The following is a 23,679-nucleotide window of genomic DNA, read 5'->3' as shown; positions in this document are numbered from 1 at the left end:
CGCTGCGGTCCGAGGTCCATTTGACCGGAACGCCGGTGCGCTTGGATGCCCACAGGCAGACGATCTCTTCGGGGTAGATGTAGATCTTGGAGCCGAAACCACCGCCGACATCGGGCGCGATGACCCGCAGCTTGTGCTCCGGCGCGACGTTGTAGAAGGCGCTCATCACCAGCCGGGCGACATGCGGATTCTGCGAGGTCGTCCAGCAGGTGTAGTGCTCTTCCGCCGGGTCGTAGAGACCGAGCGCGGCGCGCGGCTCCATCGCATTGGGGATGAGGCGGTTGTTGACGATGTGCAGCCTGGTCACATGCGCGGCCCTGGAAAAGGCTTCCTCGGTCGCCGCCTTGTCGCCGAGTTCCCAATCGAAGATGAGATTGCCCGGCGCTTCCGGATGCAGCTGCGGCGCACCATCCTTCAGCGCATCGACGGCGCTGACGACGGCGGGAAGCTCGTCATAGGAGACCTCCACCGCCTCGGCCGCGTCGCGGGCCTGCAGCTGCGTGTCGGCGACGACCACGGCAATCGGCTGGCCGACGTGGCGAACGGTGCCGACGGCGAGCGCCGGCCAGGCGCCCATCTTCATCGGCGTGCCATCCTTGGACGACACCCCCCAGCCGCAGATCAGATTGCCGATCCCGTCGCCCTGCAACTGCTCGCCGGTGAGAATGCCGATCACGCCCGGCATCGCCTCCGCACCCGCCTTGTCGATGCCGGTGATTTTCGCGTGGGCGTGCGGTGACCGCACGAATGCCGCGTATTTCATGCCCGGGACGCTCATATCGTCCACGTAGCGCCCGCGACCGGTGATGAACCGCCGGTCCTCCTTGCGCAAAACCTTCGCGCCGATGCCTTCAACACCCATCGTCGAAACCTCCCAGTATTCGAAATCGTGGCGGACCCCCTCGAGAGTCCGTGTCTCAATCGCCTTGCCGGCCCGAAGGCCCTTCCGCGCTACTCGGCGGCAACCCGCTGGGGCTGCGCAGCGCCCGCCGCGGCCAGGATCGCCTTGACGATGTTGTGATAGCCGGTGCAGCGGCAGATATTGCCCTCGAGGCCGTCCCGCACGGCCTTCTCGTCGAGGTCGCCGCCGTGCTGGCGGATCAGGTCGACTGCGGTCATGATCATGCCCGGCGTGCAAAAGCCGCATTGCAGCCCGTGATGCTCGCGAAAGGCAGCCTGCACCGGATGCAGTTCCGTGCCGTCCGCCAGCCCCTCGATCGTGGTCACCTCAGAGCCGGCGACCTGCACGGCGAGCATCGTACAGGACTTCACGGCCTTGCCGTCCACGTGCACGACGCAGGCGCCGCACTGCGAGGTATCGCAGCCCACATGCGTACCGGTGAGGCCCAAATTCTCGCGCAGGAACTCGACCAGAAGGGTGCGGTCCTCGACCGTGCCTTTCATCTCGCGCCCGTTCACCGTCATCGTCACATCGGTCATCAAAGTCCTCCCGGATACGGACGGCTTGCCGCATCAGCCACGCGGCGAGCCGTCGGAATAGATTGCGCACCCCTGATGGAGCATCGAGATTAGCCAAAACCGGCTGCAATTTCTGGTCCGATACTCCGGAGCGAGTGCCACGGCGCCGCCGCGAGAGTGCCCTTTGCGTGGTACCGCTTCAAGCGCTTTTCAAACGTCATCCAAAAAACCACGCCGACCCGGCGATGCGGAGCAGCGCCGCGCGACCCCATGAGATGTTTTTGCGATTGCCGGAGCCGAAGGTCTGCCGATCGAAAGCCGGGTCCCTGCGGGCCGGGTGCGGCGGACTCTCCGGGGCGGCCGCGAATCTGTGTCCGGTTCGGCACAAACGGCCGGTGGAATTGCGTCGGAACACCGGCAACCGCCGGTTACCAGTTGTTATCCAAGCGATTTCCGCCAATGCTAAAAGCAACTCGACGGGACGAGTTCGGCTGCGCGTGATGTCGCCGCCGCCGTACCGGGTTCGATGACGTGTGTTGTCTCGCCGATTGCCGGGCGAGCGTGTGTGGCGACGGGAAGCGAGCGACTTGCAGTATAGGTTCCTACCCTTCGCCAGGCTGGCAGTGATGGTCATCGGCTTCAGCCTGCTCGCCGCCCCTTTGTATCCCGCCGCGGCCTTCGAGATCTTCGGCCTGACCTTCTTCGGGGACGAAGACGCCGCGTCCGATCCGGTGCTCGACCCGGTCGACTACACCGTCACGCTGACGGTGGCGCCGACCGACGACGACGGTACGGTGGAGAAGGATCTGCGCGCCGCCTCCACGCTCATCGCCGACGCGGCGGACCCGGTGTCCGGCTCGCTCGGGCTGCTCTCCAAGGCCAAGACCGACCGCAAGCGGCTGGTGGCAACCCTGTTCGAGAATGCCCGCTATGACGGGCTGGTCGACATCTTCATCGAAGGCCGCGACATCGCCGATCTGCCGCCGGACGCGACCTTCGCCTCCCGGCCCGTCCCGGTATCGATCCGCATCCGCCCGGGCCCTCGCTACACGCTCGGCCGCGTGGCGATTTCCGCCCAGGGCGTCCCGGTCGACCCGGCGGAATACGACCTCACCCCGGGAAGTTCGGCGAGTTCCGTCGATCTGCTCAAGGGCGAAGCCAGGCTTCTTCAGGATCTCCGCGATCAAGGCCGGCCGTTCGTGGCGATCACCGGGCGCGAGATCGTCGCCGACGCCAAGACCGACCGGCTCGATTATTCGATCGACATCGCGCCGGGCAATCCGGTGCCGTTCGGCGAAACCTGGGTCGAGGGGGCGGAAGCCGTCGACCCAGGCTTCATCGCCTATATGGCCGGCATCAAGTCCGGCGAGGTCTTCTCCCCGGAGGAACTCGCCGCGGCGCGCGAACGGCTTCTCAAGCTCGGCGTGTTCTCCAGCGTCACGGTCAGGGAGGCCAAGGCGCAGCAACCCGACGGCACGCTTCCCGTCCAGATCGAGGTCGGCGAGCGCAAATTCGGCTTCTATGGCGTCGGCGCCACCTATTCGAATACCGAAGGCGCGGGCGCCTCGGGCTATGTGGGCCACCGCAACCTGTTCGGCCGGGCCGAGAGCATCCGGCTCGACGCGTCCGTTTCGCGCATCGGCGCCACCGCGATATCGGGCCAGGGCCGCGAGACCGACGGCGCCGACTACGCCGCGTCGCTGGTGTTCAAGAAGCCCGGGGTGCTGGGACCGGATTCGGTCTATGTCGGCTCGATCGAACTCAAGCGCGAACATCCGCTCGCCTATGATCGTGATTCCCTCGCCGTCACCAGCGGCGTCGAATACGAGATCGACCGCAACCAGACGCTCGTCGCCACGGTGCGCGGCGAATACGAGGAAATAACCGACTATCTGGGGACGCGCGAGTATCTTTTGGCCTCGGTTCCGATCAGCTACACCTTCGACAACCGCGACAACGAGCTCAACCCGACCGAAGGGCTGCTGGCCAAGGCGCTGGTCGAGCCGACCTACGGGTTCAACACCGAAACGCCTTTCGTGAAGACCCGCATCGACGCATCGAGCTATCTGTCACTGTCGGAAAGCGACCGCTTCATCCTTGCCGGACGCCTCGCCTACGGCACGATCTTCGGCGCCGATCTTCTCGACATCCCCAACGACCGGCGGTTCTACGCTGGCGGTGGCGGCTCGGTGCGCGGCTACGAGTTCCAGTCCGTCGGCCCCTATTTTCCCTCAACGGTGCCGCCCGGCTCCGGATTCAACCGGGATTTCGTCGACACGCCCACCGGCGGCCTGTCGCTGTTCGAGGCATCGGCCGAGGCGCGCATCGGCGTCACCGAGAACATCCAGATCGTTCCCTTCGTGGATGTCGGAACGGTCTCCGACGATCTCGTACCCGATTTTTCCAGCTTCAAGGTCGGCGCCGGCGTCGGCGCTCGCTACATCACCAGCTTCGGCCCGATCCGCTTCGACGTGGCGATCCCGCTCGATCCCGGCCCGCGCGACGCCGACTTCCAGTTCTATGCCGGTATTGGGCAAGCCTTCTGATGCGTCGCTTCAGCCCCGTCCCCCCGCTGGCCGCCACGATCATCGTTGGCGTTTCCGCCGCGTTCCTGGCCAGCGGCCCAGCTCCGGCGCAGCAGTTCCTTGCCAATCAGATCGAGAACCTCGTCTCGACCGACACGATGAAGGTCGAGATCGAGGGGCTGTCCGGCGCGCTGACCGGCGACATCCGCATCGAAAGCGTCACGGTTTCCGATCCGCAGGGCGTGTTTCTGACGGGCAAGAATCTGGCGATGGACTGGTCGCCGCTGGCGCTGGTGCGCTCCAACGTCTCGATCGAGAACCTCACCGCCGGCCAGATCGTGCTGGAACGGCTGCCCGCCGACCAACCGGCGAGCGAAGCGGATGAGGGCAGCGGCTTTTCGTTGCCGTCGCTCACCGCCGATATCCGCAATTTCGCTATCGAGGAGTTCGTGCTGGGTGAGGCCATCGCCGGCACGCGTGCGCGGCTGAAGGCGAGCGCCCGCCTGACGCTCGCCGACGATCCGACCAAGCTCGACATCCAGGCCAATATCGACCGGCTGGACCAGCCGGGCCAGATCGCCCTCGACGTGTCCTACGCGCCCGATCAGAACCAGCTGGCCGTCGACGTGAAGGCGAGCGAGCCGGCCGGCGGGCTCGTGGCGACGCTACTCGACATACCTGACCGGCCGGCGGTCGATCTCGTCGTCAATGGCTCGGGGCCGCTCTCCGACTTCATGGCGAACGGCCAGCTCACCGTCGGCGGCGAACAGGCCGCGACGCTGACCGCGCGGGTCAACAACGTCGCCGACGGTCGCCGCCTCGCCGCCTCCCTCAATGTCGCGGCCGAGCGCTTCGTGCCGGAACAATATTCGCAATATGTCGCCGGCGGGGCCAGTCTCGACCTGCAGGCCGTTCTGCGCGACGACGGGACCTATCTCATCGAACAGGGCGATCTCGCCTCCCAGGCCCTGGCCTTGCAGACAAAGGGCGTTCTCGATCCAGGCGGCGCCGGCAACGACCTGACGCTCGCCGTCGCGTCGCGGGATGGTGATCCGATTTCGCTTGTTTTCGGAACCCCGCCGGGCGCGACCGGCCTTATGGTCACCGGCCTCGACGGCAAGGTACGCGGGGCCTTCACGGCAGCCGCCGTGGATTTGTCGGCGAAGCTGCAGCGCGCGGGTTACGGTGACTACGTCGCGCAGGGTGTCAGTCTCGACGCCAGCAGTCCCGGCTTCGACCTGACCAGCCTCAGGGGACCGCTCACCGTCGAAGCCGTCGCCCAGTCGGTCGAGGCGCCGGAGGGAATCGCCGAGCGGTTTCTCAACGGCCCTGTGAGGATCGTCGCCAACGGAGCCTTGACGGAGGACGGCTTCGTCTTCGAGCCGAGCGAGGCGACCACCGACGTCGCGACGCTGAGTCTGGATGGCACCGCCGCCTTGGATTTCTCGGTCTTCGACCTGGAGGCGCGGTCGCGCTTCCAGACCGCCGCGCTGTCGGCGGCGGCAATCCCGCTGGCGGGCGAAGAGCTTTCGGTCGCAGGCCAGTTTACCCGCGCCGCGGACGGGGCGATCAACGCGCAAAAACTCGCCATCACCGGCGCTGGGCTGCAGATCACAGGCAATGCGGGACTGAACGACGGCGTGCTCTCGGCCGACATTCAGGGCACGCTGGAGGATACCGAGGCGGTCAATCCGCTGTTTTCCGGGGCGGCCGAGTTGCGCCTCGTCGCCAAGGGGCCGGTGGAAAAGCCCGATGTCGATCTGACGCTGTCCGGCAATGGCCTGTCGATCAACGGCCGCGAGCTCGCCGATCTCCAGGTCGAGATACGCGGCACGCTGAACCCCGCCTCGCCGTCCGGCTTCGTGAACATCACCGGAACGCTGGACGGCCAGCCGCTGTCCGGTAGCGCCGAGGTCGAGACCCTCGACAATGGCGATCGCCGCATCACCGACTTGGCGATCCGGCAGGGTCCGAACGCGGTCACCGGCGACCTCATGCTGACCGATGCCTTCGCCCCGGTCGGCACGCTGAGCGTCGCCATCGACGATATCGGCCCGTTGGCCGCGCTCGGCGGACAGAAGGCCAGCGGCGACGTCAAGGGAACCGTGGAACTGTCGGTCAATGCGGAAAAGACGCCGGTTGCCGCGCCCGATCTCACCTCCGGCAGCCTGACGGTCGCCGGCACCACACTCCAGGGCGCGCGGATCGATTTGTCGGTCAAGGACTATCTCGGGATTCCGATGCCGACAGGCCGGGTGGCGGCGGACGCGATCGACGTCGCCGGGGTCGCCGTCCGCGACTTCGCCATCGGGCTCTCCGAGCAGCAGGGCGGAACCGGCTTGATAGCGAACGCGATGGTTAACGACGCGCCGATCGAACTGGCCGGCACCGCCCGATTCGAACCCGACACGATGCTCCTCACGCTCTCGCGCCTGACCGCTGATATCCCAAATGCCGCCGTCAATCTCAGCGAAGAAGCCAAGATACGGATCGCCGACGGCAAGACGATCCTCGACGGCTTCGTGCTGAGCGTCGGATCCGGCTCGATCGCTCTGGAAGGCTCGTCCGGCGAGATGCTCGACCTTTCCTTGCGCCTCAACGAGGTTCCGGCGGCTCTCGCCAACTTCTTCGTCTCCGGTATGGAGGCCGAGGGCACGATCTCCGGCACGGCGACCCTCACCGGCGCGCCCGACAATCCCGACGCCGCCTTCGACATCACCGGCCGCGAGCTGGCGAGCGCGCAGGTACGGGCGGCCCGGCTCCCTGCCCTTGCCCTCGACGCCGCCGGCACCTACGCCGACGGCACGCTGACCTTGCACACCGCCGCGCTCGCCCTCGGCGAGGGCTCACTGAAGGCGTCCGGCACGATCGGCGAGACACTGGACCTTCGTGCCGAGCTCGCGGCTTTTCCGGTCGCGCTGGCGAATGATTTCGTCGATGGTCTCGATGCATCCGGGACGATCTCCGGCAGCGCCGTTGTCAGCGGCTCCCGCGCCGACCCCGTCGCGGTTTTCGATATTGCCGGCACCGGCATCACCGCGGCGCAGGTCGCCGCGGCCGGGATCGAACCGCTGACACTCGACGTTGCCGGCCGCTATGCCGCCGGCACGGCGACGCTGGAGCAGGCGAGTCTCGTGGTCGGTTCCGGCTCGCTCGAAGCTTCCGGCTCGGTCGGTGAAAATCTCGACCTGGCGCTGGCGATGACCGACCTGCCTGTCGCCCTTGCCAACGGTTTCGTGCCCGATCTCGACGCGTCCGGAACGATTTCCGGGACGGCGGCCGCTACCGGCTCCCTCACCGAGCCCAAAGCCGTCTTCGATCTGTCGGGCGCCGGAATCACGACCAGGGCAATCGCACGCTCCGGCGTGGCGCCGCTGACGCTTCGGCTCGCGGGCCGCTTTGCGGACGGGACGGCGTCGCTGGAAACGGCCGTGGTCAATGTCGGCGACGGCTCGCTGCGGGCTTCCGGAAAGGTGGGACGCGAACTCGATCTCGACCTGTCGATGAACAGCGTTCCGGTCGGGCTTGCCAACGGGTTCGTGCCCAACCTCAAAGCCTCCGGCACGATCTCGGGAACCGCGACGGCTACCGGCACCCTCGACGACCCCACCGCCGAATTCTCGCTGACGGGTTCGGGCATCACCACGCCGGCGATCGCCCAGTCCGGCATCGAACCGCTCGACCTCACGGCGTCCGGGCGCCTTGCCGCCGGCACGTTGACCCTCGACGAAGCCAGGGTGACCGTCGGCTCCGGTTCGCTGACCGCCAGCGGCTCCGTCGGCGAGGCGCTCGACCTCAACGTCGTGGCCAACGAAATTCCCGTGGGTCTTGCCAATGGCTTTGTACCGGATCTCGGCGCCACGGGCACGATCTCCGGCACGGCCACGGCGACCGGCTCGCTCTCGGACCCGAGTGCCATCTTCAGTGTCTCCGGCGCCGGCATCACCACCCGGCAGATCGCCCAGTCCGGTGTCGCGCCGCTCGGTCTCGAGGCCGCCGGTTCCTATGCCAACGGCACGGCAACGATCGAGACCGCGGATGTCCGGGTCGGCGACGGTACACTCACGGCCACCGGCACCGTCGGCGAGGCGCTCGACCTTCAGATCGCCGTCAACCAGATTCCGGTCGGACTGGCGAACGGTTTCGTCGATGGGCTAGGCGCAACCGGGACGATTTCCGGCTCCGTCACGGCGACCGGCTCCATCTCCGATCCGCAAGCCGAATTCGATCTCACCGGGTCGGGTATGACGACGCGTCAGATCGCCCAGTCCGGCGTTGCGCCGCTCAGCCTCGATCTTGCGGGCGTCTACGCCAACGGGACGGCGACAATCGATACGGCCAACCTCAATGTCGGCAGCGGTTCGCTGACGGCCACCGGCACCGTCGGTCGCACTCTCGATCTCAACCTCGAACTCGACCGGCTCCCCGTTGGTCTCGCCAACGGCTTCGTACCCGACCTCAATGCCGAGGGAGCGATCTCCGGCACCGCCACCGCCACGGGCTCCATCTCCGATCCACGCGCCACATTCGATCTGGCCGGCACCGGCATCACCACCCGGCAGATCGCCCAATCTGGCGTCGCGCCGCTGAGCCTGGAGGCGTCCGGCACCTATGCGAACGGGACGGCGACGATCGGCACTGCCGACATTCGCGTCGGCAGCGGGTCACTCGTGGCGTCGGGAACGCTCGGGCGAACGCTCGATCTGGACGTGACCCTGAACCAGATTCCGGTCGGTCTCGCCAATGGCTTCGTCGATGGGCTCGGCGCGCAAGGAACCGTATCGGGAACCGCGTCCGCGACAGGATCGATTTCCGATCCCGATGCGCGGTTCGACATCTCGGCCTCGAATGTGTCGGTCGCGCAAAGCCGCGACGCCGGCGCTCCGGCGATCGACGCCACCGCCGCTGGAACCTATGCGGGCGGAACCCTGCAGCTGCAAACCGCGACCGCCAATATCGGCGGCGGCACGGTCACCCTCAGCGGCTCGGCCAGCCAGAACGCACTCGCTATCGACGCCGATATCCGCAATCTGCCGGCATCGATCGCCGCCGCGACCGCGCCGGGGATCGCACCGCAGGGAACGATCAATGGCACCGTGCGCGCCTCGGGTTCGCCGTCCAATCCGTCGCTCGTCTACGACCTCAGCGGCTCCGGCCTGTCCATCCAGCAGACACGGGACGCCGGGGTCGGCACGCTCGCCGTCTCCGCCAACGGTCAGTTCGCCAACAGAACCGTCACGACGACAGCCAATTTGTCGGGCGGCGGAGTCGACCTGGCGGTTTCCGGTTCGGTGAATATCGCCGGCACGCCGCAGCTCGACCTGTCGCTGAACGGCACCGCGCCGATGTCGCTCGCCAACCGCATCCTGGCCGAGGGTGGCCGGTCGATCCAGGGCACCGTGCAGTTGAATGCCCGGGTGAGCGGTCCGGCCAGCCAGCCCAACGTCGTGGGAACCGTGTCGACATCCGGCGCGCGGTTCGTCGATACCGGCCTCAACGTGGCGGTCAACGGCATCGCCGCGACGGTCGCCCTCAGCGGCCAGACCGCCACGATCCAGTCGTTCGACGCGTCGCTCTCCTCCGGCGGAAGGCTGTCGCTCTCCGGTTCCATCGGTCTCAACGACGGATTCCCGGCGGATATCGCCATCCGGCTCGTCGATGGCCGCTACAATGACGGCGAACTCGTCGCCGCAAAGCTGAGCGCCGACCTGACACTAACCGGACCGCTGGGCGGCACACCGCTGCTCGCCGGCACGATCAACGCCAGCGAAATCGACATCCTGATTCCGGACAAGCTTCCCGGCTCGCTGGCCCGGATCGACGTGACCCATCGCAATGCCAGACCGGCCGTCTACGAGCAGCAGCGGGAGATCAACCCCGACCAGGGCGCTGGCACCCAGCGAAGCGGTATCAATTTCGACCTGACCTTCAATGCGCCGTCGCGGGTGTTCGTGCGCGGTCGCGGCCTCGACGTCGAACTCGGCGGTTCGATCGCCATCACAGGCTCAGCCGCTGCACCGCGGATCGTCGGCGGGTTCGAATTGCAGCGCGGTCGGTTCGTGATTCTCGGCAAGCGCCTCGATTTCGACCGTGGCCGGCTGACCTTCACCGGCAGCCTGGTTCCGGTCCTCGATCTGGTTGCCCGGTCCCAGGCGGACGACACGACCGTGTTCATCGCCGTGACCGGCCCCGCCAACGACCCAAGCTTCACCTTCTCCTCGACCCCCGTCCTGCCCCAGGACGAGGTCCTGGCGCGGTTGATCTTCAGCCAGGGCACATCCGACCTGTCGCCGTTGCAGATCGCCCAGTTGGCCGAATTGGCGGCATCGCTCGCCGGCGTCGGCGGATCGAGCGGCCTGCTCGACAATCTGCGCTCGCAGATCGGCGTCGACGACCTCGACATCAAGACGACGAAGGACGGCCAGACGGCCGTCGGCGTCGGCAAATATCTCAACGAGAACACCTATCTCGGTGTCGATTCGACCGGACGGGTGGCGATCGACCTCGATCTCGGCTCGGGACTCAAGGCGCGCGGCGCGGTCACCGCGGAAGGCGGCGGTGAAGTCGGCGTCTTTTACGAAGGCGAATTCTGATCGTTCCCGCGCTACACGCGCGGGCGACGACTTTTTCCTGAACCTTCCGGGGTGCCGCCCGTTCTCAACAGACAGCGAGAAGATCGCCGCCTGGTGGCGGTTCGATCTCAAGCACCCCGATCAGCCGGAGGAGACCCAAGATGATGTATTCCAGCAAGTTCGACCATCCCAAGCACGGCACCTACGCGCATCCTCAGGACGTGCTGAAAGATGACGAACTGTCGGAATCCGAAAAGCAGACCGTGCTGGAGGAATGGGCCGCCTCGCTCAAGCATATCCTCCACAACGACCCCGACGCGCCGCAGGTGAAGGCGACCAAGGAATCGCTGGACGAAGCGATCGAACGGCTCGCGGCCGGCAGAACCTGACCTTTGGCGAGATGACACCAAGCGCGGTGGCGCGACCGTAAAACGGTCTGGACCAACGGCCCCCGGGCGGGCTTGCATTGTATCCGTCAGGGCGGCATCTGCAGATCTCGCGTGAGCGCGCCGGGTGTCTGCGGCGCTTTCCGGATTTCACTTCACAACCCAGTTTGCGCCCGGGCGGCAAGAGGCGCATGAAGGCGGGATACGGAAAAAAGAGGGGGCTGACCATGCCGACAAGCATCAATCCGGCAACGGGCGACGTCATCGAAGAATTCGCCGAGCACACCGATCAGGACATCGATCGCGCGCTCGCCAACGCCGACAGCGCGTTTCGCGACTGGCGCAACACGGCCTATTCGCGCCGGGCCGAGGTGCTGCTTCGGGCGGCCGATGAGCTCGAACGCCGCAAGGACGAACTGGCCCGCATCGCGACACGTGAAATGGGCAAGCGTTTGAAGGAATCGGTCGCCGAGGTCGAGAAATGCGCCACGGCCTGCCGCTATTACGCCGAAGAGGGTGAAAAGCTGCTCGCCGACGACCACCGGGCCGGGCCGGCGACGAAGAATTTCGTCGCCTATCTGCCGATCGGGCCTGTCCTCGCGGTCATGCCGTGGAATTTTCCCTATTGGCAGTGCTTCCGCTTCGCCGCTCCGGCGATCATGGCGGGAAATGTCGGCATCCTGAAACACGCCTCCAATGTCAGCCAGTGCGCGCTGGAGATCGAGAAGATATTTCTCGACGCCGACGCGCCAGAGGGCGTCTTTCAGACGCTGCTGATCTCCTCCGGCAAGGTCGAGCGCATCCTCAAGGACGAACGCGTCCGCGCCGCCACCCTCACCGGCAGCGAGGGCGCCGGTTCGGCCGTCGCGGCGACCGCCGGCTCGCAGATCAAGACGACGGTGCTCGAACTCGGCGGCTCGGACCCGTTCATCGTCATGCCGTCTGCCGACATCGGGAAGGCGGTCGATGTCGGCGTGACGGCCCGGATGCAGAACAGCGGCCAGAGCTGCATCGCGGCCAAGCGCTTCATCGTGCACGAGGACGTCTACGACGACTATCTCGGCCGCTATCAGGACAAGGTCGAAGCCATCAAGCTCGGCGATCCGATGGCCGACGACACCGGCATGGGTCCGCTGGCCATGAAGGCCGGCGTCGATGACATCGCCGACCAGATCGCCCGCTCGACGAAGGCCGGTGCCAAACTGGTTACCGGCGGCAGCGCGCCGGAGGGACCCGGCTACTTCTTCCAGCCCTCGATCCTTGCGGACGTTCCGGAGGCAGCGCCGGCCTATCGCGAGGAATTGTTCGGTCCTTGCGCCATCTTCTTCAAGGTGCGCACGATCGACGACGCCATCGCGCTCGCCAACGATTCCGAGTTCGGCCTCGGCGGCTCGGTCTGGACCAACGAGGCGAAGGAGCAGGAGCGCTTCGTTCGCGACCTCGACCAGGGCGGTACCCATATCAACCGCATGACCGCCTCCGACTCGCGGCTTCCCTTCGGCGGCGTCAAGAAATCCGGCTATGGGCGCGAACTTTCGCACGAGGGCATCCATGCGTTCATGAATGCCAAGACCGTGACGGTCGACTAACTCCAGCAGGAGGCCGCTATTCGGCTGGTGGCCTCCTTGCTCCAATTCAGCCGCGGAGTACATCCCGCGCAGTCAATGGGAAAGCCACGGACGCCCCTTTGGGAGTCGATGAATTGTGTTGCAGATTCTCCCGCTGCCCGAAAATGCGTCAGTTTTCCACAGCCGGTTTGTTTAACTCTTGTCCGCAACGCGCTTAAAAGGCCCCGACCAGGCGGGATCGGGGGCTCCGCGACAACTCACAGGGCGGATAGCGGCCAGAATGAGCCAACCTAACAATCAGAACACCCCGGGCAACGAGAGTGGCGAACTCAGCACGCTCGCAGCGACGGCGCTTTCCCGCGGAATCCGCCATTTGTTCGCCGACGATGCGGAGCGGTTTGCGGGCTTTTCCGCGCGTCTCGGCGACCTCGTTCTCGACTATTCCAAGACCGCGATCGACGCGCGAGCGCGCTCCGCGCTGCTGGATCTGGCGCGCACGCGCGGGATCGAAGCGCGGCGGGACGCGATGTTCGCCGGCGAGCGAATCAACGCAACCGAGGATCGCTCCGTCCTCCATGTGGCGTTGCGAGGCGAGCCGAAGGACGGGTACCGCGCGGATGGCGAGCCGATCAGCGGCGCGATCGAGGACGTCCTGCGCGCGATGGGCGCTTTCGCCGAGCGCATCCGCAACGGCGAAGTGCGTGGCGCACACGACGGCGCCATCACCGACGTCGTCAATATCGGCATCGGCGGCTCCGATCTCGGCCCGGCGATGGCGACCCTTGCGCTCGCGCCCTACCATGACGGCCCTCGCATTCATTTCGTCTCGAATGTCGACGGCTCCCACATCGCCGACACGTTGAAGAACCTCGATCCGGCGACGACGCTGATCATCGTCGCGTCGAAGACCTTCACCACTATCGAGACGATGACCAATGCGGACACGGCACGGCGCTGGCTCGTCGCCGCGCTCGGCGAGGCCGCGGTGGCCGAACAATTCGCCGCCGTTTCCACCGCCCTCGACAAGGTCGCGAGCTTCGGGATCGCCGAAGATCGCGTCTTCGGCTTCTGGGACTGGGTCGGCGGGCGCTATTCGATCTGGTCGGCGATCGGCCTGCCATTGATGATCGCCATCGGCGCGCAGCGCTTCCGCGAATTTCTCGCCGGCGCACGCGATGTCGACCAGCACTTCAAGACCGCCCCGCTCGGCGAGAATCTTCCCGTTCTGCTCGGTCTTGTCGGCTATTGGCACCGCGCGATCTGCCGCTACCCGACGCGGGCGATCATTCCCTACGATCAGCGTCTCGCCCGCTTTCCCGCCTATCTCCAGCAGCTCGACATGGAATCGAACGGCAAACGGGTCGGGCTCGACGGCCAGCCGGTCGCGGTCAGCGGACCGGTCGTCTGGGGCGAGCCGGGGACCAACGGTCAGCACGCGTTCTTCCAGCTCTTGCATCAAGGCACCGACGTCGTTCCGGTCGAATTTCTTGTCGGCGCGCGCTCCCACGAGCCGTCCGACATGCAGACCCATCAGGACCTCCTCCTGGCGAATTGTCTCGCCCAGAGCGAGGCGCTGATGCGCGGACGCACACTTGACGAGGCCCGCGAGCAGCTCGTCGCGACGGGCCGAAGCGAGGCCGAGGCCGAGCGGATCGCGCCGCACCGGGTGTTTCCCGGCGAACGGCCGTCGCTGACCATTCTTTACCGGCAGCTCGATCCGGCGACGCTCGGACGGCTGATCGCGCTCTATGAGCACCGCGTCTTCGTCGAGGCCCAGCTTTACGGAATCAATGCCTTCGACCAGTGGGGCGTTGAACTCGGCAAGGAGCTGGCGATGAAACTTGTGCCGGTGGTGACCGGCGACGAGGAGGTCGGGGACCGGGACGGCTCGACGTCCGGGCTGATCGCCGCGATCCGCACCATGAGAGGTTTTTGATGTCCGCCACCCGCAAGACGGCCGAAGCCGCCCCCAACGGCAACGGCGCGGCGAAGCCCGACCCTCGGCTCAACGATCCCGATACGCTGGCTCGCCAGATCGTCGAGAAACTGACCTATTCGATCGGAAAACACCCCGAAGCGGCACGCAAATACGACTGGTTGCGCGCCACGACGCTTGCGGTCCGCGACCGCATCATCGACCACTGGTTCGAATCCGCCGACCGGATCGCGGCCAGTGGTGAAAAGCAGGTCTGCTACCTGTCGATGGAGTTCCTGATCGGCAGGATGCTGCGCGACGCGATCAGCAACCTGGGGCTAACCGAACCGATCCGCGAAGCCCTCGCCCGCTATGGCGTCGAGCTCGACATGGTCGAACTGCTCGAGCCGGACGCCGCGCTCGGCAATGGCGGCCTCGGCCGACTCGCCGCCTGTTTCATGGAATCCATGGCTTCGACCGGGGTCCCCGGCTTTGGCTACGGCATTCGCTATGTTCATGGCTTCTTCCGCCAAGAGATTGCCGACGGCGCACAGGTCGAGCTGCCTGAAACCTGGCTCGTCCACGGCAATCCGTGGGAGTTCGAGCGGCGCGATTGCAGTTACGAGATCGGCTTCGGCGGCAAGGTAGTGTCGCTGCAGGAGCAAGGCCATCCGGCCCGGCAGGTCTGGCGGCCGGCCGAGCGCGTGCTCGCCGTCGCCTTCGACACGCCGATGGTGGGTTGGCGCGGCGAACAGGTCAACACGCTGCGGCTGTGGAGCGCCCAGGCGCTCGATCCGATCCTGCTCGATGCCTTCAATTCCGGCGACCACATCGGCGCCCTGGTCGAATCCAACAAGGCCGAGGCGATCACCCGGGTGCTCTATCCCGCCGATTCACACCAGGCCGGCCAGGAATTGCGCCTGCGGCAGGAGTATTTCTTCTCCTCCGCCTCGCTCCAGGACGTCATCAAGCGCCACTTGGAGAAGAACGAGAGCCTCTCGAACCTCGCCGACAAGGTCGCGATCCAGCTCAACGACACCCATCCGGCCGTCTCCGTCGCCGAATTGATGCGCCTGTTGGTCGATGTTCACGGCTTCGAATGGAGCGCGGCGTGGGAGATCACCAGGGCGACCTTCTCCTACACCAACCACACATTGTTGCCGGAGGCGCTGGAGCACTGGCCGATCCATCTGTTCGAGCGGCTGCTGCCGCGGCAGATGCAGATCATCTACGCCATCAACGCCGACGTCATCCGTGAAGCCTCGCAGGACAAGGGCCTCGACGACGCCAAGATCGCGGCGATCTCGCTGGTCGACGAGGGCAACGGCCGGCGCGTGCGCATGGGCCAGCTCGCCTTCGTCGGCAGCCACGCCGTGAACGGGGTCTCGGCGCTCCACACGGAGCTGATGAAGGAAACGGTCTTCCATCATCTGCACGAGCTGTATCCCGACCGGATCGAGAACAAGACCAACGGCGTGACCCCGCGGCGCTGGCTGATGCAGGCGAACCCGGACCTCACCGCCCTCATCACCGACGCGATCGGCCCCGGTTTTCTCGACAACATCGAAAAAATTCGCGACATCGACGCGCTCGCCGACGATTCAGGCTTTCGCGAGCGCTTCGCTGCGGTCAAGCGCCGCAACAAGGAAAGGTTGGCCGACGTCGTCGGCGAGCGGATGGCGACGAGCGTCGATCCGAGCGCGATCTTCGACATCCAGGTCAAGCGAATCCACGAATACAAGCGGCAATTCCTCAACATCATCGAGGCGATCGCGCTCTACGATCAGATCCGCACCCATCCCGAGCAAAACTGGGCGCCGCGGGTGAAGATCTTCGCCGGCAAGGCCGCGCCGAGCTACGCGCAGGCCAAGCAGATCATCCATCTCGCCAACGACGTCGCGCGGATGATCAACTCCGATCCCTCGGTGCGCGGCCTTTTGAAGGTCGTGTTCATCCCGAACTACAATGTCAGCCTCGCCGAGATCATCATGCCGGCGGCCGATCTGTCCGAACAGATTTCCACCGCCGGGCTCGAGGCGTCGGGCACCGGCAACATGAAGTTCGCGCTCAATGGCGCGCTGACCATCGGGACGCTCGACGGCGCCAATGTCGAGATGCTGGAGCATGTCGGGGAGGACAATATCTTCATCTTTGGCCTGACCGCGGAACAGGTGGCGGAACGTCGGCGCGAGACCCATAGCGGCCGTTCGATCATCGAGGGACAGCCGCTGCTTCGCGAGGCGCTCGACGCGATTTCCTCCGGCGTGTTCTCGCCCGACGAACCGTCCCGTTACCATTCCCTCGTGTCGAACCTCTACAACAACGACTGGTGGATGATCTGCGCCGACTTCAAGGCCTATTGGGACACCCAGCGCAGGCTCGACGCCCTTTGGGACCGTCCGGACGAGTGGCAGGCCAAGGCGGTCCACAACACCGCCCGCATGGGATGGTTCTCCTCCGATCGCTCGATCCGGGAATATGCGCGCGACATCTGGAAAGCCGGTCCGAGAAACGGCCGCTAGCGCCGCGATACCTTTTCCCGACAACCGGCCCTCCTGTAGCAGCTTGACCTGCGCACTCTATGTCATGCTTGCTAGGGGCGGGATCGGGACAAGCATTCGAAGTCGGATCAGACGGATCGCGGCGAACGACGCTCGGGCCGCCCCTGCAAGACCGTGTGGGAGGAATCATGCCTGACAACAGACGCGCCGGACCGTTGGCCCGCGATACCATGGCCTATGTGCTGGCCGGTGGCCGGGGCAGCCGGTTGATGGAAATGACCGACACGCGGGCAAAGCCCGCTGTCTTTTTCGGCGGCAAGACGCGGATCATCGATTTCGCGCTGTCGAACGCCATCAATTCCGGCATCCGCCGCATCGGCGTCGCCACCCAGTACAAGGCGCACAGCCTGATCCGCCATCTTCAGAACGGCTGGAACTTCTTCAGGCCGGGCCGCAACGAGAGCTTCGATATCCTGCCGGCCAGCCAGCGCGTCTCGGAGACGCAGTGGTACGAAGGCACGGCCGACGCCGTCTATCAGAACATCGACATCATCGAGGACTACGCGCCGCGCTATATCGTCATTCTGGCGGGCGACCATATCTACAAGATGGACTACGAGGTCATGCTGCAGCAGCATGTCGACAGCGGCGCGGACGTCACCGTCGGCTGTCTGGAGGTGCCGCGCATGGAGGCCGTCGCCTTCGGGGTGATGCATGTCGATGAGACCTACAAGATCACCGCCTTCGTCGAGAAACCGGCGGATCCGCCGGCGATCCCCGGGCGGCCGGACACCGCCCTCGCCTCGATGGGCATCTATGTGTTCGAGACCAATTTCCTGATGGACCAGCTGCGGCGGGATGCAGCCGACCCGAACTCCAACCGCGACTTCGGCAAGGACATCATTCCGCATATCGTCAAGCACGGCAGCGCTTACGCCCATCGCTTCAGCGGCTCGGTCGTGCGCTCGGCGGCCGAGCCCGACACCGAAGCCTACTGGCGCGACGTGGGAACGGTCGACGCCTACTGGCGGGCCAATATCGATCTCACCGACATCATCCCGCCGCTCGACATCTACGACCGCGACTGGCCGATCTGGACCTATGCCGAGATCGTGCCGCCGGCGAAGTTCGTCCATGACGAGGAAGGACGCCGCGGGATGGCGGTGTCCTCGTTGGTTTCCGGCGACTGCATCATCTCGGGCGGTACATTGAACCGGTCGCTGCTCTTTACCGGCGTGCGCCAGAGCTCCTATTCGCGGCTCGACCACGCGGTCGTCCTGCCGCAATGTCACATCGGCCGACATGCCCGGATCTCCAATGTCGTCATCGATCGCGGCGTCCATATCCCCGATGGACTGGTGATCGGCGAGGATCCGGAGCTCGACGCCAAGCGGTTTCGACGGACCGAGGCCGGAGTTTGCCTGGTGACCAAACCGATGATCGACAGGCTGACCTACTGATGACAACCAGCGTGCTTTCCGTCGCGTCGGAGGTCTTTCCGCTGATCAAGACCGGTGGACTCGCCGACGTCGCCGGAGCGCTGCCGCTGGCGCTCGCCGAACATGGCATTGCCGTCCGCACCCTGATGCCGGGTTATCCCGACGTCCTCAAGTGCGTCGGGCGTGGTGAACTCGTGTGCCGATTCGCCGACCTGTTCGGCGGCAAGGCGCAGATTCTCGCCGTGCGACATGGGGCGCTGGACCTTCTTATCCTCGACGCGCCGCACCTGTTCGATCGGCCTGGCGGTCCCTACGTCACCCCCGCTGGGTACGATCACCCCGACAATTGGGCGCGCTTCGCGGCGCTCTCCAAGGCCGGCGCCGCCGTGGCACAAGGCGCGATCGCCGGCTTTTCGCCGGACATCGTCCATGCCCATGACTGGCAGGCCGCGCTCGCGCCGGTCTATCTGGCGGTCTCCAACAAGCCGCGGCCGCGGACGATAGTGACCATCCACAACCTCGCCTTCCAGGGCAATTTTCCGAGCAGCATCTTTGCCGATCTCGGCTTGCCGGCGACGACATGGTCGATCGAGGGCGTCGAGTATTACGGCAATGTCGGCTACCTGAAGGGAGGCCTGCACGCGGCGGATGTGGTGACCACCGTCAGCCCGACCTACGCCGAGGAGATCCTCACGCCCGAGGGCGGGATGGGGCTGGACGGGCTGCTGCGCGGGATCGACGACCGGCTCGTCGGGATCGTCAACGGCATCGACGTCGGCGTATGGGATCCGCAGACCGATCCCGCGATCGCCAAGACCTACAGCGCCCGCTCACCCAAGGCCCGCAGCCACAACAAGCGCGCCCTGGAGGGCGAGTTCGGCCTGAGGCGCGACGATGGTCCGATCTTCGCCGTGGTCAGCCGCCTGACCTGGCAGAAGGGGCTCGATCTCGTCGCCGACGCCTGCGACGATCTGGTCGAGCGCGGCATCCGCCTCGTCGTCGTCGGCTCGGGCGACCAGATGATCGAGGGACAATTCCTCGCCGCCCATGCCCGCCATCCCGATCGCGTGGGGGTTCGAATCGGCTATGACGAAGCCCTGTCGCATCGGGTGCAGGCGGGGGCGGACGCCATCCTCATCCCGTCCCGGTTCGAACCCTGCGGTCTCACCCAACTCTACGGGCTGCGCTATGGCTGCGTACCCGTCGTCACCAAGGTCGGCGGCCTCGCCGATACGGTGGTCGACGCGAACTACGCCGCCACCAGCGCTGGTGTGGCGACAGGCATCATCTTCGCGCCACCCTCCGTCCCGGCGCTCATCGAAGCGGTCGAGCGGGCCCGCCGTCTCTACGAGGATGGCAAGCCCTGGCGAGACATGCAAATCTGCGCCATGAACACGGACGTGTCCTGGCGCGCCAGCGCCCGGCTCTATGCCGATCTCTACCGCGATCTTCTCAAGGAATAGAACCCGCCATGATCGAAACGATCGCGACCCAGCCCTATGACGACCAGAAGCCCGGTACGTCGGGTCTGCGCAAGAAGGTCGCGCATTTCAAGAAGCCCCACTACGCCGCCAATTTCGTCCAGGCGATCTTCGATGCCGCCGGGAGCAGCGACGGCGCAAGCCTGGTCATCGGCGGCGACGGGCGCTTCTACAACCGCGAGGTGATCCTCACGGCGATCCGGATGGCCGCCGCGAACGGCTACGGCCGGGTGATCGTCGGGCGGGACGGCATCCTGTCGACGCCGGCCGCCTCGCATCTGATCCGCAAGCGCGGCGCCTCGGGCGGAATCATCCTGTCGGCGAGCCACAATCCGGGCGGTCCGAAAGGCGATTTCGGAATCAAGTACAACATCGCCAATGGCGGGCCGGCCCCCGAAGCGGTGACCGAGGCGATCTTCGAAAAGACCCAAACGATCTCGCGCTATCGCGTGTGGACGGAAACCGCCCCGAACATCTCCCATGTCGGCGAGACCCGGCTCGGCGACATGGTGGTCGAAGTGGTCGACCCGGTCGCCGACTACGCCGAACTGATGGAGACGCTGTTCGATTTCGGCAAGATCCGGGAACTGATCGCCTCCGGTTTCACTCTGCGTTTCGACGCGATGCACGCGGTCACCGGCCCCTATGCCAGGGAGATCATCGAAAATCGCCTCGGCGCGCCGGCCGGAACGGTCATCAACGGCGAGCCCAAGGAGGATTTCGGCGGTGGTCATCCGGACCCCAACGCGGTCCACGCCGCAGGCCTGATCGACCAGCTGATGGCACCGGACGGCCCGGATTTCGGCGCCGCCTCGGACGGCGACGGCGACCGCAACCTGATCGTCGGCAAGGGCATTCTCGTCACGCCGTCGGATTCGCTGGCGATACTGGCCGCCAACGCCCATCTGGCGCCTGGCTACGCCAAGGGCATCGTCGGAATCGCGCGCTCGATGCCGACCAGCCAGGCCGCCGACCGGGTGGCGAAGCAGCGCGGCGTCGCGCTGTACGAGACGCCGACCGGCTGGAAGTTCTTCGGCACGCTGCTCGACGCCGGCAAGGTGACGATCTGCGGCGAGGAGAGCGCCGGTACCGGCTCCGACCACGTGCGCGAGAAGGACGGGTTGTGGGCGGTGCTCTTATGGCTCAACATTCTCGCCGAGCGCCGCGAGAGCGTGAAGGCGGTCGTCGAGGGGCATTGGGCGGAATTCGGCCGCACCTTCTATCAGCGCCACGACTACGAGGAAATCGACGCCAGGGCGGCGCGCGGTCTGATGGAATCGCTGCATGATCGGCTCGCCTCCATGGCCGGCCAGCGCTTCGGCACGCTCGTCGTCTCGGAAGCCGACGATTTTTCCTACAAGGATCCGATCGACGGCTCGGTCGCGACCGGCCAGGGCGTTCGGATCGTCTTTTCCGGCGGCTCGCGCATCGTCTACCGGCTGTCAGGCACCGGCACGAAGGGCGCGACGCTGCGCGTCTACATCGAACGCTACGAGCCGGACCCGGCCAAACATGCTAGGCAAACGAAAGAGGCACTGGCGGAACTGATCGACACCGCCGATGTTATCGGAGAGATCAAGAAACGTACGGGCCGGTCCGACCCGGACGTCATTACCTGAACAAGAGGCTCGATGAGCAACACCATCACAGCCGAGCGCGGCGCCCCCGCATCGCTCGGCGCGACGATCGACGACGGCGGCGTGCATTTTTCCGTCTATTCCGAAAATGCCGACGAGATCCATGTCTGCCTGTTCGACGAGGGCGGCACCCAGGAGACCGACCGCATCCCGCTTCCCGGCCGCGAGGGCGGCACCTTCTTCGGCTTCGTGCCGGGCCTGGCGGCCGGCACTCGCTATGGCCTGCGTGCCGTCGGACCCTACAAGCCCGAGGAAGGCCACCGCTTCGACTACTCGAAATTCCTCGTCGACCCCTATGCGGTGCAGCTCGACCGGCCGTTTACCTATCGTCCGGCGCTGACCGCCCCGCCGGAGCGCCAGATCGACAGCGCCCCCTTCCTGCCACGGGCGATCGTCACCGCGCCGGACCGCGACGCCAAGCCGCTGCCTTTCGCCAATCCGGGTTTTACCTACGAGCTGCTGGTCCGGGCGTATTCGCAGCGGCACCCCGACGTGCCGGCGGAAATCCGCGGCACCGTCGCGGCGCTGGCCGAGCCGTATTTTCTCGATCACATGCAGAAGGTCGGCATCGACACCGTCGAAATGATGCCGCTCGCCGCCTGGATCGATGAAGGCCATCTTCTCAACTTAAATCTGACCAACGCCTGGGGCTACAACCCGATCACCCACATGGCGCCGGACCCGCGCCTCGCCCCCGGTGGTTTCGCCGAGATCCGCAAGGTGGTCGAGGCCATGCACGCGCGCGGCATCCGGGTTCTCCTCGATGTCGTCTTCAACCATTCCGGCGAGGGCTCCGAGGAAGGGCCGACGATCTGCTATCGCGGCCTCGACAATCTGCTCTACTACCGCCATCCTGAGGGCGAGCCGGAGTTCATGCTGAACGATACCGGCACCGGCAACACCATGGCGACCCACAAGGAGCCGGTGGCCAGGATGTTCATCGACGTCCTGCGCACGTGGGTCCAGGCGACCGGCATCGACGGCTTCCGCTACGATCTCGGTACGGTGCTGGGCCGGCTGCCCGAGGGGTTCTCCCACGACGCGCCATTCTTCAAGATGATCGAAAAAGACGACGTGCTGAAGGATCGCATCCATGTCGGCGAGCCGTGGGACGTCGGCCCCGGCGGATACCAGGTCGGCAATTTTCCCAAGCCCTGGTTCGAATGGCAGGACAAGTTCCGCGACGATGTCCGCAAGTTCTGGAAGGGTGAGGACGGCATGATCGGGGCGCTGGCGACGCGGCTTGCCGGCTCCGCCGACCTTTACGATCATGACGGCCGGCTGCCGTCCGCCGGCGTCAATTTCATCGCCGCCCATGACGGCTTCACCCTCGCCGACATCGTCATGTACGAGGACAAGCACAACGAGGCGAATGGCGAGGACAATCGCGACGGCCACAATGACAATCACTCCTGGAACAACGGCGTCGAGGGCGAGACCGACGATCCCGCGATCATCGACGCGCGCGGCAAGGACATCAGGGCGTTGCTGGCGACGCTGCTGGTCGCGCGCGGTACGCCGATGATCGTCGCCGGCGACGAGTTCGGCCGCACCCAGGGCGGCAACAACAACGGTTATGCCCAGGACAACGAGATCACCTGGCTCGACTGGGACAATGCCGACGAGGGGCTGATCGAGTTCACCGGCAAGCTGGCGAAGCTGCGCCGCGAGCACCCGGCGCTCAACGCCGACCGGTTTCTCACCGGCAAGCTCGTCGAGGGCGGCGACGTCGAGGACGTGATCTGGTTGCGCGAGGATGGCGAACCGATGGAGGACGACGACTGGAACGACGCTGAGCGCCGCTTCGTCGGTATGTCGGTCTATTCGCCGAAGGGCGAGGAGGATGTGGAGAGCGAGCGCGCGGTGATCTATGTAAACGGCTCGCACGAAGATGTCGCGGTAACCCTGCCGGAGCCGCGCGAGGGCCATGTCTACTGCCTCTACATCCAATCCGACTGGCCGCAGCTCGAACCGCGCCGGATCGACCATACGGAGGGCGTCGTGGTGCAGTCGCGCTCGGTCTTCATCATGCTCGAGGAACGCGACGGCGAGGCCTGATCGTCGTCCACAGGCCGTGGAGGGGCGCGGTTTGCCCGGACCGGATCGAACCGCTACTAGGAGGGGAGCGTCGGCGCGAGTCACGCTCCCTTTTTCATGTCCCGACCCGGCCGATCGCAGACCATGCCCATCCGCCAACTCTCCGATGCCCTGATCGACCAGATCGCCGCCGGCGAGG

12 protein-coding genes are annotated in these 23,679 nt (G+C 65.9%); 10 read left to right on the top strand and 2 right to left on the bottom strand.

Features of this window, described 5'->3' with window-relative positions:
- Both MJ956_RS04310 and MJ956_RS04305 read right to left on the bottom strand, forming a co-directional pair.
- The coding region (locus MJ956_RS04310) for a xanthine dehydrogenase family protein molybdopterin-binding subunit (protein ID WP_253963247.1) at positions 1-862 on the bottom strand (862 nt) is incomplete at its 3' end.
- Between the two features lie 89 nt (positions 863-951).
- Positions 952-1,440, bottom strand: a complete 489-nt coding sequence (locus tag MJ956_RS04305) for a (2Fe-2S)-binding protein (RefSeq protein WP_253963246.1) — start codon at positions 1,438-1,440, stop codon at positions 952-954.
- Between the two features lie 566 nt (positions 1,441-2,006).
- On the opposite strand from MJ956_RS04305, the gene MJ956_RS04300 reads away from it, so the two are divergent.
- The 10 genes from MJ956_RS04300 to glgX all read left to right on the top strand — a co-directional run bounded on the left by MJ956_RS04300 (position 2,007) and on the right by glgX (position 23,501).
- Positions 2,007-3,965, top strand: a complete 1,959-nt coding sequence (locus tag MJ956_RS04300; RefSeq protein ID WP_253963245.1) for an autotransporter assembly complex protein TamA — start codon at positions 2,007-2,009, stop codon at positions 3,963-3,965.
- Entirely contained in the window at positions 3,965-10,537 is a 6,573-nt protein-coding gene (locus MJ956_RS04295) for a translocation/assembly module TamB domain-containing protein (protein ID WP_253963244.1), read from the top strand. Before MJ956_RS04300 ends, MJ956_RS04295 begins: the two co-directional genes overlap by 1 nt.
- Before the next feature lie 140 nt (positions 10,538-10,677).
- Positions 10,678-10,905, top strand: coding sequence for a hypothetical protein (locus MJ956_RS04290; protein WP_253963243.1), 228 nt, complete (start codon positions 10,678-10,680; stop codon positions 10,903-10,905).
- Positions 10,906-11,129: 224 nt separating this feature from the next.
- Entirely contained in the window at positions 11,130-12,491 is a 1,362-nt protein-coding gene (locus MJ956_RS04285) for an NAD-dependent succinate-semialdehyde dehydrogenase (protein ID WP_253963242.1), read from the top strand.
- A 259-nt stretch (positions 12,492-12,750) separates the two neighbouring features.
- On the top strand, positions 12,751-14,406 hold the full coding sequence (gene pgi, locus MJ956_RS04280) for a glucose-6-phosphate isomerase (RefSeq protein ID WP_253963241.1): 1,656 nt from the start codon (positions 12,751-12,753) through the stop codon (positions 14,404-14,406).
- On the top strand, positions 14,406-16,907 hold the full coding sequence (locus tag MJ956_RS04275; RefSeq protein ID WP_253963240.1) for a glycogen/starch/alpha-glucan phosphorylase: 2,502 nt from the start codon (positions 14,406-14,408) through the stop codon (positions 16,905-16,907). The genes pgi and MJ956_RS04275 overlap by 1 nt, the downstream gene beginning before the upstream one ends.
- A 167-nt stretch (positions 16,908-17,074) precedes the next feature.
- Positions 17,075-18,346 carry a glucose-1-phosphate adenylyltransferase gene (gene glgC / locus MJ956_RS04270; RefSeq protein WP_253963239.1) on the top strand — a complete coding sequence of 424 codons (1,272 nt, stop codon included), beginning with the start codon at positions 17,075-17,077 and terminating at the stop codon, positions 18,344-18,346.
- On the top strand, positions 18,346-19,788 hold the full coding sequence (gene glgA / locus MJ956_RS04265) for a glycogen synthase GlgA (protein ID WP_253963238.1): 1,443 nt from the start codon (positions 18,346-18,348) through the stop codon (positions 19,786-19,788). The genes glgC and glgA overlap by 1 nt, the downstream gene beginning before the upstream one ends.
- Before the next feature lie 8 nt (positions 19,789-19,796).
- Positions 19,797-21,425 carry an alpha-D-glucose phosphate-specific phosphoglucomutase gene (locus MJ956_RS04260; RefSeq protein ID WP_253963237.1) on the top strand — a complete coding sequence of 543 codons (1,629 nt, stop codon included), beginning with the start codon at positions 19,797-19,799 and terminating at the stop codon, positions 21,423-21,425.
- A 12-nt stretch (positions 21,426-21,437) separates the two neighbouring features.
- Positions 21,438-23,501 carry a glycogen debranching protein GlgX gene (gene glgX / locus MJ956_RS04255; protein ID WP_253963236.1) on the top strand — a complete coding sequence of 688 codons (2,064 nt, stop codon included), beginning with the start codon at positions 21,438-21,440 and terminating at the stop codon, positions 23,499-23,501.
- The last annotated feature ends 178 nt before the right edge of the window (positions 23,502-23,679 follow it).

The organism is Aurantimonas marianensis (assembly GCF_024195285.1).
Classification (GTDB): Bacteria; Pseudomonadota; Alphaproteobacteria; order Rhizobiales; family Rhizobiaceae; genus Aurantimonas; species Aurantimonas marianensis.
The sequence above is the reverse complement of the archived record's forward strand: the minus strand, read 5'-3'. Positions and strand labels throughout refer to the sequence as shown.